The sequence below is a fragment of the Pseudomonas sp. FP198 genome (genome assembly GCF_030687895.1).
Lineage (GTDB): Bacteria > Pseudomonadota > Gammaproteobacteria > Pseudomonadales > Pseudomonadaceae > Aquipseudomonas.
Map to the genome: position 1 here is coordinate 711,383 of NZ_CP117452.1, position 12,506 is coordinate 723,888.

Genomic DNA, 12,506 nt, shown 5'->3' on the forward strand with positions numbered 1-12,506 from the left:
CTCCATGTTTACCGGCATCATCGAATCCATCGGCAGCATCCGCGCACTCACCCCAAAAGGCGGCGATGTGCGGGTCCACGTCGAAACCGGCAAGCTCGACCTGAGCGACGTCAAGCTGGGCGACAGCATCGCCGTGAATGGCGTCTGCCTGACCGCCGTGGAACTGCCGGGCAATGGTTTCCTGGCGGACGTCAGCCGGGAAACCCTCGACTGCACCGCGATGAACGACCTCAAGAGCGGCAGCCCGGTCAACCTGGAAAAAGCCCTGACCCCGACCACCCGCCTGGGCGGGCACCTGGTCAGCGGTCATGTCGATGGCGTCGGTGAAGTGGTGTCGCGTACCGATAACGCCCGGGCCGTGGAGTTTCGTATCCGCGCTCCGAAAGAACTGGCCAAGTACATCGCCCACAAGGGCTCGATCACGGTCGACGGCACCAGCCTGACCGTCAACGCGGTGGATGGCGCCGAATTCCTGCTGACGATCATCCCGCACACGCTGAGCGAAACCATCATGGCCTCGTACCGGCCTGGTCGCCGGGTCAACCTTGAGGTCGACCTGCTGGCCCGTTACCTGGAGCGCCTGCTGCTGGGCGACAAGGCTGCCGAACCTGCGGCCGGTAACATCACTGAAAGCTTTCTGGCCGCCAACGGCTACCTCAAATCCTGACCCAAGGGGGTGCCGCGTGGCGCTCAATAGCATCGAAGAACTGGTTGAAGACATCCGCCAAGGCAAGATGGTCATCCTCATGGATGACGAAGACCGCGAGAACGAAGGCGACCTGATCATGGCCGCCGAATGCTGCAAGGCCGAACACATCAATTTCATGGCCAAGCACGCCCGTGGCCTGATCTGCATGCCGATGACCCGCGAGCGCTGCGAGCTGCTGAAGCTGCCGTTGATGGCGCCACGCAACGGTTCCGGGTTCGGCACCAAGTTCACCGTGTCCATCGAGGCTGCCGAGGGCGTGACCACCGGTATTTCCGCCGCGGACCGGGCGCGTACCGTGCAGGCCGCTGCGGCCGCCGACGCCAGGGCCGAAGACATCGTCAGCCCTGGTCACATCTTCCCGCTGATGGCCCAGGCCGGCGGCACCCTGGCCCGCGCCGGCCACACCGAAGCGGCGTGCGACCTCGCACGCATGGCCGGTTTCGAGCCCGCCGGTGTCATCTGCGAAGTGATGAACGACGACGGCACCATGTCCCGTCGCGCCGAGCTTGAGGCTTTCGCTGCCGAGCACGACATCAAGATCGGCACCATTGCCGACCTGATCCACTACCGGATGATCCATGAGCGTACCGTTCAGCGGATTGCCGAGCAGCCGCTGGACAGCGAACTGGGCCAGTTCAACCTGGTGACCTACCGCGATTCGGTGGAAGGCGACGTGCACATGGCGCTGACCCTGGGAACCGTGTGCGCCGAAGAACCGACCCTGGTTCGCGTGCACAACATGGACCCGCTGCGCGACCTGCTGATGGTCAAGCAACCGGGCCGCTGGAGCCTGCGCGCGGCCATGGCCGCGGTGGCCGAGGCCGGCAGCGGCGTGGTGCTGTTGCTCGGGCACCCGCTCGACGGCGACGTGCTGCTGGCGCACATTCGCGAAACCACCGAACATCAACCGGTGAAAAAACCGACCACCTACAGCATCGTCGGTGCCGGTTCGCAGATCCTGCGCGACCTGGGCGTTCGCAAAATGCGCCTGATGAGCGCACCGATGAAATTTAATGCGATATCCGGTTTCGATCTGGAAGTTGTAGAATACGTGCCCTCCGAATAATGGCTTGCGGATTGCGTATTGTTGTTCAGGCTTGGTAGAACCATTGTGGCGAGGGGATTTATCCCCGCTGGACTGCGAAGCAGTCCCAAAAAGAGGGGCCGCTGCGCAGCCCAGCGGGGATAAATCCCCTCGCCACAGATGTATGAGCCGATGGCAATCCGGAATCTGCGGCGCTGTATTCGAGACTAATATCACTGAGGAGCACGTATAGAACGTGCTCCGGCTCTTTAAGAGAACTGACGAATGACCCTGAAGACCATCGAAGGTACCTTCATCGCCCCCAAGGGCCGCTACGCGCTGGTAGTCGGCCGTTTCAACAGCTTTGTGGTTGAGAGCCTGGTCGACGGTGCGGTCGATGCCCTGGTTCGCCATGGCGTGAGCGAAGGCGACATCACCATCATCCGTGCCCCTGGCGCCTTCGAAATTCCGCTGGTTGCGCAGAAAGTCGCACAAAAGGGCGAATTTGCGGCGATCATCGCCCTCGGCGCGGTCATTCGTGGCGGTACTCCACACTTCGAATACGTGGCCGGCGAATGCACCAAGGGCCTGGCCCAGGTGTCCATGGAATTCGGCGTACCGGTTGCCTTCGGCGTGCTGACCGTTGATTCCATCGAACAAGCCATCGAACGTTCCGGCACCAAGGCCGGTAACAAAGGTGCCGAAGCTGCCCTGTCCGCCCTGGAAATGGTCAGCCTGCTGGCGCAGTTGGAGGCCAAGTGATTAGCGACGAAAGCGATCGTTTCAATCCGCGCGAGCCGAAACCGGCCGACGCCGGCAAGCCTTCGAAGAGCGTCAAGCGCCGCGAAGCCCGTCAGCTCGCGACCCAGGCCCTGTACCAATGGCACATGGCCAAGCAGTCGCTGAACGAGATCGAAGCGCAGTTTCGCGTCGATAACGATTTCAGCGATGTCGATGGCGCGTATTTCCGCGAGATCCTGCATGGTGTCCCGGCCCACAAGACCGAAATCGATACGGCTTTAGCTCCTTGCCTGGACCTGACGATCGATGAGCTGGACCCGGTTGAGCTGGCCGTGTTGCGCCTGTCCACCTGGGAGCTGATGCAGCGCGTCGACGTACCCTACCGCGTGGTGATCAACGAAGGGATCGAGCTGGCGAAAGTCTTCGGTTCCACAGATGGTCACAAGTTCGTCAACGGCGTCCTCGACAAGCTCGCCCCGCGTCTGCGTGAAGCCGAAGTGAAGGCGTTCAAGCGCTGATTGGCGCTTGTAGCGGCTATGGGCGAATTTGAGCTGATCCGTCACTACTTTGCCGCCGCTGCCTGTGCGCAGGGCGGCGAGGGCGTTGCGCTCGGAATCGGCGACGATTGCGCCCTGCTGGCCGTTCCTCCCGGGGAGCAGCTGGCGATATCCACCGACACGCTCGTGGCCGGTGTGCATTTTCCAGACCCATGCGACCCGTTCCTGCTCGGCCAGCGCTCGCTGGCCGTGGCGGTCAGCGACCTGGCCGCCATGGGCGCCAGTCCTCTGGCCTTTACCCTTGCCCTGACCTTACCGACGGTGGCCGCCGATTGGCTGCAGGCATATGCCCGTGGCCTGAACCAGATGGCCCAGGCTTGTGGCGTAGCGTTGGTGGGAGGTGATACCACTCGCGGGCCGTTGAGCCTGACCATGACCGTGTTCGGCCGCGTGCCGTCCGGCCAGGCGCTGACCCGCAGCGGCGCACAACCCGGCGATCTGCTTTGCGTCGGTGGTGACTTGGGCAATGCCGCTGGCGCGTTGCCGCTGGTTCTCGGCGAGCGCAGCGCCGAGCCTGCTATCGCCGAGCCGCTGCTGGCGCATTACTGGTCGCCACAACCGCAGATCGGCCTCGGCCTGGCGCTACGGGGCAAGGCCAGCGCGGCGCTGGACATTTCCGATGGGCTGTTGGCGGACTGCGGGCATATCGCGCTGGCATCCGGCGTGGCGTTACGGGTTGAACGGGACCGGTTGCCGTTGTCCAACGCTCTGTTGGCGTTTGGCCTCAAGCAGGCACAACACGCCGCCCTGAGTGGCGGCGACGACTATGTGTTGCTGTTCACCCTGCCGCCGGTCCGATTGTCGGCGCTTCTCGCCGAAGGCTGGCCGATTCATGTGGTCGGCAATGTCACGGCGGGGCAGGGCGTCATGCTGCTCGACAGCCTTGGACAGGACATCACCCCGCCAATCCGGGGCTATCAACATTTTCGGGAGACACCGTGACAGATCATCCCAACCAGGTTCCGGCAGAATTCGTTCCGCCCTCGGTCTGGCGCAATCCCTGGCATTTCATGGCGTTTGGCTTCGGTTCGGGCACGTTGCCCAAAGCGCCAGGCACATGGGGGTCGCTGGTTGCGCTACCCTTCATACCGTTGTGGCAGATGTTGCCGGATTGGGGCTACTGGCTGATGCTCGGCATCACCATGCTGTTCGGCTTCTGGCTGTGCGGCAAAGTGGCGGATGATTTGCGGGTGCACGACCATGAAGGCATCGTCTGGGATGAGATGGTCGGCATGTGGATTACCCTGTGGCTGGTACCGGAAGGCTGGTACTGGTTGTTGACGGGTTTCCTGGTGTTCCGCTTCTTCGATATCCTCAAGCCGTGGCCGATCCGCTGGATCGATCGGCATGTACACGGCGGGGTAGGCATCATGCTCGACGACGTATTGGCCGGCGTGTTCGCCTGGCTGGCAATGCAAGGGCTGGTGTGGTGTTTTACCTGAGGGAACCAGGCATGGGCGTAAGCCGCACACTGTTACTGTTGTTGTGTCTCGGGGCGTTGCTCGGTGTTCGCGTGGCCGAGTCGGCGCCGTTGCCCGGCAAGATCCGCGCGGCCAGCGAGGAGTGGGCCGACTACACCCAGGCGGATGGCCAGGGCATGGCCTGGGATATCCTGCGCGAGGTGTTCGAACCCGAAGGCATCAAGCTGGAAACCCGCAGCGTGCCTTACACCCGTTCGATCGGCTTGGTGCAGCGTGGCGAAGTCGACGTGCAGGTCGGTGCCTATCGCGACGAATCCGAGGGGGTGCTTTACCCCAGCTGGCACTACGACGTCGATCACATCTATGCGTTGGGCCTGGCGTCAAAGCCCTCTCCCACATTGGCCACGGTGGGTAATTACCGGCTGGTGTGGATGCGTGGGTACGAATACAACAATTACCTGCCGAACATCCGGCGCTTCAATGAAATCCACCGCTCCGTGGGGATCCTGCCGATGCTGGTCCACGACCGTGCGGATTTTTATATCGATGCGTTGATGGAAATCCAGGATGTGCTCGCCAAGGCCGACGACCCCCAGCAGTTCAAGCTCTCTGCGCTGATCAACCTGCCGCTGTACCTGGGCTTTGCCAACACCGAAAACGGACGTGCCTTGCGTGCACTGTTCGACCGGCGCATGGACGTGCTGGTGAAAAGCGGCCAATTGAAGCCGATTTTCGAGCGTTGGAAGCAGCCCTATCCCTTCGACGAGAGCGGCAAGCCACCCAAGCCGTGATCAAACTTTTCGATGGTAATGGTTGATAATTCAGCCTAAGCGTCTGTCGGATCGTGCTGTTACAATGCCCGCCTCTGCGAATCTCCAGTACTAGATCAGGAGCACACCGGTGCCTGTCGTTTTTGTTGCCGCTTCCAAGCTGCCAACACCCTTTGCGCAATTCACCATGCATGGTTTTCTCGATGAAGCCACCGGCCGCGAGCACGTCGTGCTCAGCCTGGGTGATTTCGCCGACGGCGCTCCGGTACTCGGTCGCCTGCACTCCGAATGCCTGACGGGCGATGCCTTGTTCAGCCAGCGCTGCGACTGCGGCTCACAACTCGAAGCAGCCCTGCAGGCCATTGCTCGCGAGGGCCGTGGCGTACTGCTGTACCTGCGCCAGGAAGGCCGCGGCATCGGCCTGTTGAACAAGATCCGCGCCTACGAGCTGCAAGACGGCGGCGCCGATACTGTCGAAGCCAACGAGCGCCTCGGGTTTGCCGCCGACTTGCGTGACTACAGCATTTGCCAACCGATGCTCGAACACCTGGGCATCAAGTCGTTGCGACTGATGACCAATAACCCGCGCAAGGTCAAGGCATTGACCGACATGGGCGTGGTGGTGGCGGAGCGCGTGCCGCTGCATACCGGGCACAACCCGCACAACAAGCTTTACCTGGCAACCAAGGCCAGCAAGCTCGACCACATGATGGGCAACGAGCACCAGGGCGAGGTCGACCGGGCGTGACGCGCGGTCAGGTTCGGCGGCGGCTGGCCGTCAGTTGGTGGCAATACCTGGCGCTGGCGTTGCTGCCGCTGTTCGTGATAAACGCGGTGTTTGGCCAGGGCGAAGCGATTCTGCCGGTGTTGGCGATGCCGCTGTTTATCGCCGGCGTGGCGTCGATGTTTGTCAGCCTGCGATTTTTCGGCGGTTATAAAAACGCCCTGATCGCCACGCAGAAATCCCTCGATACAGCGGAAGAACCCCAAGCCTGGATCACCCTCGCGGCTCGGCGTCGCGCTTCGTTTCTGGCGGCAGGCCTGCCGGCGTGGATTGGCGCGCTGGCGGTGTTTGTCGGGTTGGAAGCGGTACCGCTGATGCTCTTGGCGTTATCCACTGCGGTGTTGTTCTACCTGTATCGCATCCCACGCCAGCTCGGCTGATGCGTCTCTGGCTGGCGGTTCTGTTGCTGGCCGCCAGCGCTTGGACGGCGGCGGCTAATCGTGTCGTCAGCCTGGCGCCGTCGCTCTCTGAAATCGTCGTTGAGCTGGACGCCGCCGACCTGCTGGTGGGCGTGCTGGACGGTGGCGATCGTCCACCGCTCTTGAAGGACCTGCCTTCTGTGGGCCGTTATGGCCAACTGGACATGGAGCGCTTGCTCAGCCTCAAGCCCGATCTGCTCCTGCTCTGGCCCGGCAGTATTGGCCCGGCCCAGCGCGAGCAGCTCAAGGGCCTGGGCATCCCGATCCATGTCGCCGAGCCCCATAGCCTCGACCACCTCATCCGCGAAATCGAAGACATCGCCGCCCAGCTCGGCCGCCCGGAGCGGGGCGTGCAACGGGCGGCGCAATTGCGTGAGCGTCTTCAGGCGTTACGCCAGCGCTACCGACGGGAGACGCCAGTGCCGGTGTTCTATCAGGTCTGGGATCGGCCGCTGTACACCGTGGGCGGCCGACAGATCATCAGTGATGCGTTGTCAGTGTGCGGCGCGCGCAACGTCTTTGCCGACCTGGACCTGCCGGCGCCGCAGGTGAGCGTGGAGTCGGTATTGCAGCGCCAACCGCGGATGATCCTGGCTACGGACCAGGCGCAGCTCGACGCCTGGAAAGCCTGGCCGGTGGCGCAGGGGCGGTTGTTGTTGGTCAAGGACAAGGGCCTGGAGCGGGCCAGCGGGCAGATGATCGAGGCGACGGCGCGGTTGTGTGAGTTGATTGCGCCAGACCGGTAGACCGCGGTGCGTCTTTCGCGAGCAGGCTCGCTCCCACAGGGGTGTGGCGTATTCACCGCAATCCACTGTGGGAGCGAGCCTGCTCGCGAAGAGGCCGATTCAATCCCTAAAGTTTCCGGATCAGAGGGAAGGCGTCCAGGTCACCCCAAACAACCACGCCCGCCCTTCCTCTCGATACCCATACTGTCCCCCGTCATGGCTATACAGTGCCCGGCTGTAACCCTGGTCCAGCAGGTTATCGACCTTCATCTCAAGCTTCACTTCCCGGCTCAACGCCCAACTGCCGCGCACTCCGAGCAGCGCATAGCCGCCAAGGGCGTTGCGGTTGTTTTCGTCGTCGTAACTGCTGCTCACCGCTTGCCAGCTCGCGCCGAGGCCGAGGCGATCGAATTGCCGGTCCAGGTCGAGGCTCAAGGTACGCCGTGCACGGCGCGCCAGGGTATGGCCGCTGTCGCGGTCGCGCGGGTCGATGATCGCCAGGCCGAGGTTGCCCTGCCAGCCGAACAGTTCCTGCCGGTAGGCCATTTCGAAACCGTTGATCCGCGCCGAAGCGACGTTCTGCGGGCGTGAGTTGCTGCCGAAGATGATCGCGTCTTCCAGGTTCGTGCGGTACAGGGACGCTTCCAGGCGAGCGCTCTCGCTCAGTTGGCTGCGCCATTGCAATTCGTAGCTTCTGGCCGTCTCGGGTTTCAGGTCCGGGTTGCTGAAGTCCGGGTAATACAGATCATTGAAGGTCGGCGCGCGGAAGCTTTCGCTGTAGGTCAGCAACAGATCATTGGCCGGGTCAATCGGCAGGGTAAGGGTGCCGCTCCAGCTGTTCTGGCCGCCAAACTGCTGGTTCTGGTCGCGGCGCAGGCCCAGCTCGGTCGAGAACGTTTCGGCCTGGAAGCGATGCTGGATGAATGCCGCACGATTCCAGCGGCTGTCTTCGTCGAACGGCGTGCTGCTGTTGACGCGGTCCTGGTACCAGTCGCCGCCGAGGATCAGGCTGTTGCGTTCGTCCAGGGTCACGTCGTTCTGCCAGGTCAGCGAGTCGCGATAAGTGTTGAACACCTCCCGGACATCGCTGAGCTTGTCGAAGGTTTTTTCCCGGTTCTCGCCGTGGCCCAGCTCAAGGCGGGATTTCCACGCGGCGTTGATCCGCCCATCGACATAACCGCTGAAACTGCTGAGCGCAAATTCACTGTAGGGCTGCTGGGGCAGCGATTCGAAGGTGTTGGGGTCGAAGCGGCCGAACGGGTTGTCGTATTCGCTTTTGCCACGGTTCTCCAGCAGGTTCAGGCCAACTTCCAGGTCGTCGCTGGCGGCATGGCTCAGGCTGAGACTGAAGGACTGGTTGCGGTTGGCATCGGCGTCGCGGTCGCTGGCGTAGGACTCATGGGTCCGATTGCTCCCCTCGCTTTCGTCGAGGCTGGCGCCCAGGTTGAAACGCGTCTGCTCGTCGCCACCGGACAGGCCGAGGCTGCGCTCCCAGGTCTGATGATTGCCGAGGCCCATATGCAGGCGTGGCTGCAGGCCTTGTTCGGCGCCGCGACGGGTGAAAATCTGAATGACCCCGCCCACCGCATCGGCGCCGTAGATCACCGAGCGCGAACCGCGCAGCACTTCCACCCGTTCGATCTGGTTGATGTTCAAGCGTTGTAGGTTGCTGTCGCCGGAGGTCGCGTTGCCGATGCGCTGGCCGTCCACCAGCACCAGGCTCTGGGCCGACTTGGTGCCGCGAATGTATATCCCCGGGAGGCTGCCGCGCCCGCCCAACGGTGCCACCTGTACGCCGGGCACGCGGCTGAGCAGGTCGGTGACACTGGCCGGTTGCAGGCGTTCGATGTCGTCGCGGGTGAAGATTGTGTTGGCGGCGCTGCTGTCATTGCGCGCCTCGACCTGGCGATTGGCGCTGATCAGGATGTCGGGCAGCTTGAGGGTCTGGTCGCGTTCGAAGGTTTCGGCCAGCAGGTCGGCGGCGGGAAGCAGGGAGAGGGTGAGGGCGAGGCGGAGTTTCATGGGTTTTCCGTTATGACTGGGTCCACATAAAACCAATGTGGGAGCGAGCTTGCTCGCGATAGCGGAGTGTCAGTCAACTAATGTTCGGCTGATACATCGCTATCGCGAGCAAGCTCGCTCCCACAGGGGCTTGTGTTGGCTGTACTTACAGGCCCAGCAACTGCAACCGCAGCCGCACCGCCGCTTCGATCCCCAGCTCGTCCAGCCCGCATTCGGCGAGCATCTGCGCCGGCTTGGCGTGCTCGACGTAGATGTCCGGCAACCCCAGGTGCAGCACCGATTTGAGGATGTTTTCCCGGGCGAGGAACTCGCTGACCGCAGCACCGGCGCCGCCCATGATGGCGTTCTCCTCGACGGTCACGAGCAGTTCGTGGCTGCTGGCCATCTCGCGCACCAGGGTTTCGTCCAGCGGTTTGACGAAACGCATGTCCACCACGGTGGCGTCGAGTTTTTCGGCGACCTTCAAGGCTTCCGCCAGCTGTACACCAAACACCAGCAGGGCGGTTTGCTTGCCGTGGCGGCGGATCACGCCCTTGCCGATCTCGATCGGTTCCAGATCGCTTTCGATCGTTGCATTCGGGCCGGTGCCACGCGGGTAGCGCACCGCCGCCGGACCGTTGAACAGGTGGCCGGTAGTGAGCATCTTGCGCAATTCGTTCTCATCGCTCGGCGTCATCACCAGCATGCCGGGAATGCAGCGCAGGTAGGACAGGTCGAAGCTGCCGGCATGGGTCGGACCGTCTTCACCCACCAGGCCCGCGCGGTCGATGGCGAACAGCACGTCGAGGTTCTGCACGGCGACGTCATGCACCAGTTGGTCATAGCCGCGTTGCAGGAACGTCGAATAGATCGCCACCACCGGTTTGGCGCCTTCGCAGGCCATGCCGGCGGCGAGCGTAACGGCATGCTGTTCGGCAATCGCGACGTCGAAATAACGCTGCGGGTAGCGTTCGCTGAACGCCACCAGGTCCGAACCTTCCTTCATCGCCGGGGTAATGCCCACCAGGCGCGGGTCGGCGTCGGCCATGTCGCACAGCCATTGGCCGAACACGCCGGAATACTTCGGTCCGCCGGCCTTTTTCGGCGCGGCGGCGGGGGCATCCAGGGGTTCGAGCTTGGTGATTGCGTGATAGCCGATCGGGTCGACTTCCGCCGGAGCGAAGCCTTTGCCTTTCTTGGTGACCACGTGCAGGAACTGCGGGCCCTTGAGATCGCGCATGTTGCGCAGGGTGGCGATCAGCGTCGGCAGATCGTGGCCGTCGATGGGGCCGATGTAGTTCCAGCCCAGCTCTTCGAACAGCGTGCCGGGGACCAGCATGCCTTTGGCATATTCTTCGGTACGGCGGGCGATTTCCCAGGCGCCGGGCAGGCGCGACAAGACCTTCTTGCTGCCTTCGCGCATGCTCGCATAGGTGCGGCTGGAGAGGATCTTCGCCAGGTAGTTGGACAAACCGCCGACATTGCGCGAGATCGACATGTCGTTGTCGTTGAGGATCACCAGCATGTTGGCATCGACTTCAGGGGCGTGGTTCAGCGCCTCGAAGGCCATGCCAGCCGTCAACGCACCATCGCCGATCACCGCGATCGCCTTGCGTTCGCTGTTCTGCAGGCGGGCGGCAATGGCCATGCCCAGGGCCGCGCTGATGGAGGTGCTGGAATGACCGACGCCAAAGGTGTCGTACTCGCTCTCGGAGCGGCGCGGAAAAGCCGCGATGCCGTCCTTCTGGCGCAGCGTGCCCATGCGGTCGCGGCGGCCGGTGAGGATTTTATGCGGGTAGGCCTGATGGCCAACGTCCCACACCAGGCGATCGTCCGGAGTGTCGAAGACGTAATGCAGGGCGATGGTCAGCTCGATGACGCCCAGGCCAGCGCCGAAATGCCCACCGGTCTGGCCGACCGTGTAGAGCAATTCCAGGCGCAACTCATCGGCCAGGGTTTCCAGCTCGGCTTCACCCAGCCGACGCAGGCCGTCCGGCGTATTGGCGCGGTCCAGCAAGGGCGTGGACGGGCGTGTGCGGGGAATCTCTTGGAACGTCGTGGGCATCAGGCGAATCGTTATAGGTATAAAAGAGGCGGCAGTTTACCTTATGCATCGCAAGCTGCCCACGCGTTGGCCGGAACTTGGCCGATACGCACTTGTAATTGGGTTGACCGTGTATCAGCTGCGTCGTTCGACGATATAACGCGCCAGCTCGCGCAACGGTTCGGCGGCCGCGTCAAAGGGTCGCAGCGCGTCCAGGGCCTGGTCGCGCAGCTCCAGCGCGTAGGCCTTGGCGGCCTCGAGTCCGAGCAGGGCCGGGTAGGTCGGCTTGTCACGGGCGATGTCGGCGCCCTGGCGTTTGCCGAGGGTCTGGGTATCGCTTTCGACATCGAGGATATCGTCCTGTACCTGGAAGGCCAGGCCGATGGCCCGGGCGTAGGTTTGCAGGGCTTGCAGCTGCTCAGGCGTAGCCCGGCCGCTGGCCAGGGCGCCGAGCCTGACGCTGGCTTCGATCAGCGCGCCGGTCTTGTGCCGATGCATGTATTCCAGGGCGTCCTGGTCGAGTTTCAAGCCCACCGAACCGAGGTCGATGGCCTGGCCGCCGACCATGCCTGCCGGGCCCGCCGCCAGCGCCAGGGCGCTGACCATGTCCAGGCGAACCTCTGCCGGGCAATTGCTCAGGGCCGGGTCCAGCAGGGCGCTGAAAGCCAGGCTTTGCAAACCGTCGCCCGCGAGGATTGCGCAGGCTTCGTCGAATTTCTTGTGCGTGGTCGGCTGGCCGCGACGCAGGTCGTCATCGTCCATGGCTGGCAAGTCGTCGTGCACCAGCGAATAGGCGTGGATCAGTTCCACCGCGCAGGCCGCGCCGTTGGCCTGCTCGGCAGCGCCGCCAAGGGCTTCGCACGCGGCATAGGCGAGCAACGGACGCACGCGTTTGCCGCCGTTCATCACGCTGTAGCGCATGGCTTCGTACAGCCGCGCCAGTTCCGGGCTCGGGGCGGCGAACAAGCTGTCCAGAGCGGCATTGACCCGGGCCTGACTGCTGGCCTGATACGCGCCGATCATTCAGGCTGTTCCGCGTCGAACGGTTCTTCGGTCAGCTCGCCGTCGCGTTCCAGCAGCAGTTGCACTTTCTGCTCGGCCTGGGCCAGCGCCGCCTGGCAGTCGCGAGTCAAGCCGATACCCTGCTCGAAAGCGGTCAGCGAGTCTTCCAGCGACAGTTCGCCGTTCTCCAGGCGTTCGACCAGCGCTTGCAGGTCGGCCAGAGATTGTTCGAAATCCAGTGCAGCTTTCTTGCGGGCCATGGCGGCTATTCCGGTTGACTGTTAAACCGGCGCGACACTAGCAGACATG

Annotated in this window: 14 protein-coding genes; 10 read left to right on the top strand and 4 right to left on the bottom strand. The window is 63.2% G+C overall.

Annotated features, from left to right (window positions below; genetic code table 11):
* The first annotated feature begins 4 nt into the window (after positions 1–4).
* From PSH78_RS03380 to PSH78_RS03425, 10 genes are all read left to right on the top strand, one after another.
* Positions 5–667 carry a riboflavin synthase gene (locus tag PSH78_RS03380; RefSeq protein ID WP_092204487.1) on the top strand — a complete coding sequence of 221 codons (663 nt, stop codon included), beginning with the start codon at positions 5–7 and terminating at the stop codon, positions 665–667.
* A 16-nt stretch (positions 668–683) separates the two neighbouring features.
* Positions 684–1,775, top strand: coding sequence for a bifunctional 3,4-dihydroxy-2-butanone-4-phosphate synthase/GTP cyclohydrolase II (gene ribBA / locus PSH78_RS03385; protein ID WP_305498480.1), 1,092 nt, complete (start codon positions 684–686; stop codon positions 1,773–1,775).
* A gap of 243 nt (positions 1,776–2,018) precedes the next feature.
* Positions 2,019–2,495 carry a 6,7-dimethyl-8-ribityllumazine synthase gene (gene ribE, locus PSH78_RS03390; RefSeq protein WP_039594266.1) on the top strand — a complete coding sequence of 159 codons (477 nt, stop codon included), beginning with the start codon at positions 2,019–2,021 and terminating at the stop codon, positions 2,493–2,495.
* Positions 2,492–2,992, top strand: coding sequence for a transcription antitermination factor NusB (nusB, locus tag PSH78_RS03395; protein WP_305498485.1), 501 nt, complete (start codon positions 2,492–2,494; stop codon positions 2,990–2,992). Before ribE ends, nusB begins: the two co-directional genes overlap by 4 nt.
* Positions 2,993–3,010: 18 nt before the next feature.
* Positions 3,011–3,973, top strand: coding sequence for a thiamine-phosphate kinase (gene thiL / locus PSH78_RS03400; protein WP_305498486.1), 963 nt, complete (start codon positions 3,011–3,013; stop codon positions 3,971–3,973).
* Positions 3,970–4,473, top strand: a complete 504-nt coding sequence (locus PSH78_RS03405; RefSeq protein ID WP_030140455.1) for a phosphatidylglycerophosphatase A — start codon at positions 3,970–3,972, stop codon at positions 4,471–4,473. Before thiL ends, PSH78_RS03405 begins: the two co-directional genes overlap by 4 nt.
* Before the next feature lie 11 nt (positions 4,474–4,484).
* A complete protein-coding gene (locus PSH78_RS03410) occupies positions 4,485–5,243 on the top strand; it encodes an ABC transporter substrate-binding protein (RefSeq protein WP_305498487.1) in 759 nt (252 codons plus the stop codon).
* Positions 5,244–5,352: 109 nt separating this feature from the next.
* A complete protein-coding gene (ribA, locus tag PSH78_RS03415) occupies positions 5,353–5,970 on the top strand; it encodes a GTP cyclohydrolase II (protein WP_305498489.1) in 618 nt (205 codons plus the stop codon).
* The gene (locus PSH78_RS03420; protein WP_305498491.1) at positions 5,967–6,386 is read left to right on the top strand and encodes an MFS transporter; all 420 of its coding nucleotides are present in this window, start codon (positions 5,967–5,969) and stop codon (positions 6,384–6,386) included. The genes ribA and PSH78_RS03420 overlap by 4 nt, the downstream gene beginning before the upstream one ends.
* Positions 6,386–7,171 carry a cobalamin-binding protein gene (locus PSH78_RS03425; RefSeq protein ID WP_305498494.1) on the top strand — a complete coding sequence of 262 codons (786 nt, stop codon included), beginning with the start codon at positions 6,386–6,388 and terminating at the stop codon, positions 7,169–7,171. Before PSH78_RS03420 ends, PSH78_RS03425 begins: the two co-directional genes overlap by 1 nt.
* Positions 7,172–7,291: 120 nt before the next feature.
* Here PSH78_RS03425 and PSH78_RS03430 read toward each other — a convergent pair whose 3' ends face one another.
* The 4 genes from PSH78_RS03430 to PSH78_RS03445 form a co-directional block, all read right to left on the bottom strand.
* On the bottom strand, positions 7,292–9,172 hold the full coding sequence (locus PSH78_RS03430; RefSeq protein WP_305498495.1) for a TonB-dependent receptor domain-containing protein: 1,881 nt from the start codon (positions 9,170–9,172) through the stop codon (positions 7,292–7,294).
* Positions 9,173–9,317: 145 nt separating this feature from the next.
* Positions 9,318–11,216, bottom strand: a complete 1,899-nt coding sequence (gene dxs / locus PSH78_RS03435) for a 1-deoxy-D-xylulose-5-phosphate synthase (RefSeq protein ID WP_305498497.1) — start codon at positions 11,214–11,216, stop codon at positions 9,318–9,320.
* 114 nt (positions 11,217–11,330) lie between these two features.
* On the bottom strand, positions 11,331–12,218 hold the full coding sequence (gene ispA / locus PSH78_RS03440; protein ID WP_305498499.1) for a (2E,6E)-farnesyl diphosphate synthase: 888 nt from the start codon (positions 12,216–12,218) through the stop codon (positions 11,331–11,333).
* A complete protein-coding gene (locus tag PSH78_RS03445; RefSeq protein WP_305498501.1) occupies positions 12,215–12,457 on the bottom strand; it encodes an exodeoxyribonuclease VII small subunit in 243 nt (80 codons plus the stop codon). Before PSH78_RS03445 ends, ispA begins: the two co-directional genes overlap by 4 nt.
* Positions 12,458–12,506: the final 49 nt, after the last annotated feature.

Coding starts and splice junctions, on each gene's coding strand:
- PSH78_RS03380 (WP_092204487.1), top strand. CDS start 5: ATGTTTACCGGCATCATCGAATCCATCGGCAGCATCCGCGCACTCACC.
- ribE (WP_039594266.1), top strand. CDS start 2,019: ATGACCCTGAAGACCATCGAAGGTACCTTCATCGCCCCCAAGGGCCGC.
- thiL (WP_305498486.1), top strand. CDS start 3,011: ATGGGCGAATTTGAGCTGATCCGTCACTACTTTGCCGCCGCTGCCTGT.
- PSH78_RS03410 (WP_305498487.1), top strand. CDS start 4,485: ATGGGCGTAAGCCGCACACTGTTACTGTTGTTGTGTCTCGGGGCGTTG.
- PSH78_RS03425 (WP_305498494.1), top strand. CDS start 6,386: ATGCGTCTCTGGCTGGCGGTTCTGTTGCTGGCCGCCAGCGCTTGGACG.
- PSH78_RS03430 (WP_305498495.1), bottom strand. CDS start 9,172: ATGAAACTCCGCCTCGCCCTCACCCTCTCCCTGCTTCCCGCCGCCGAC.
- dxs (WP_305498497.1), bottom strand. CDS start 11,216: ATGCCCACGACGTTCCAAGAGATTCCCCGCACACGCCCGTCCACGCCC.
- ispA (WP_305498499.1), bottom strand. CDS start 12,218: ATGATCGGCGCGTATCAGGCCAGCAGTCAGGCCCGGGTCAATGCCGCT.
- PSH78_RS03445 (WP_305498501.1), bottom strand. CDS start 12,457: ATGGCCCGCAAGAAAGCTGCACTGGATTTCGAACAATCTCTGGCCGAC.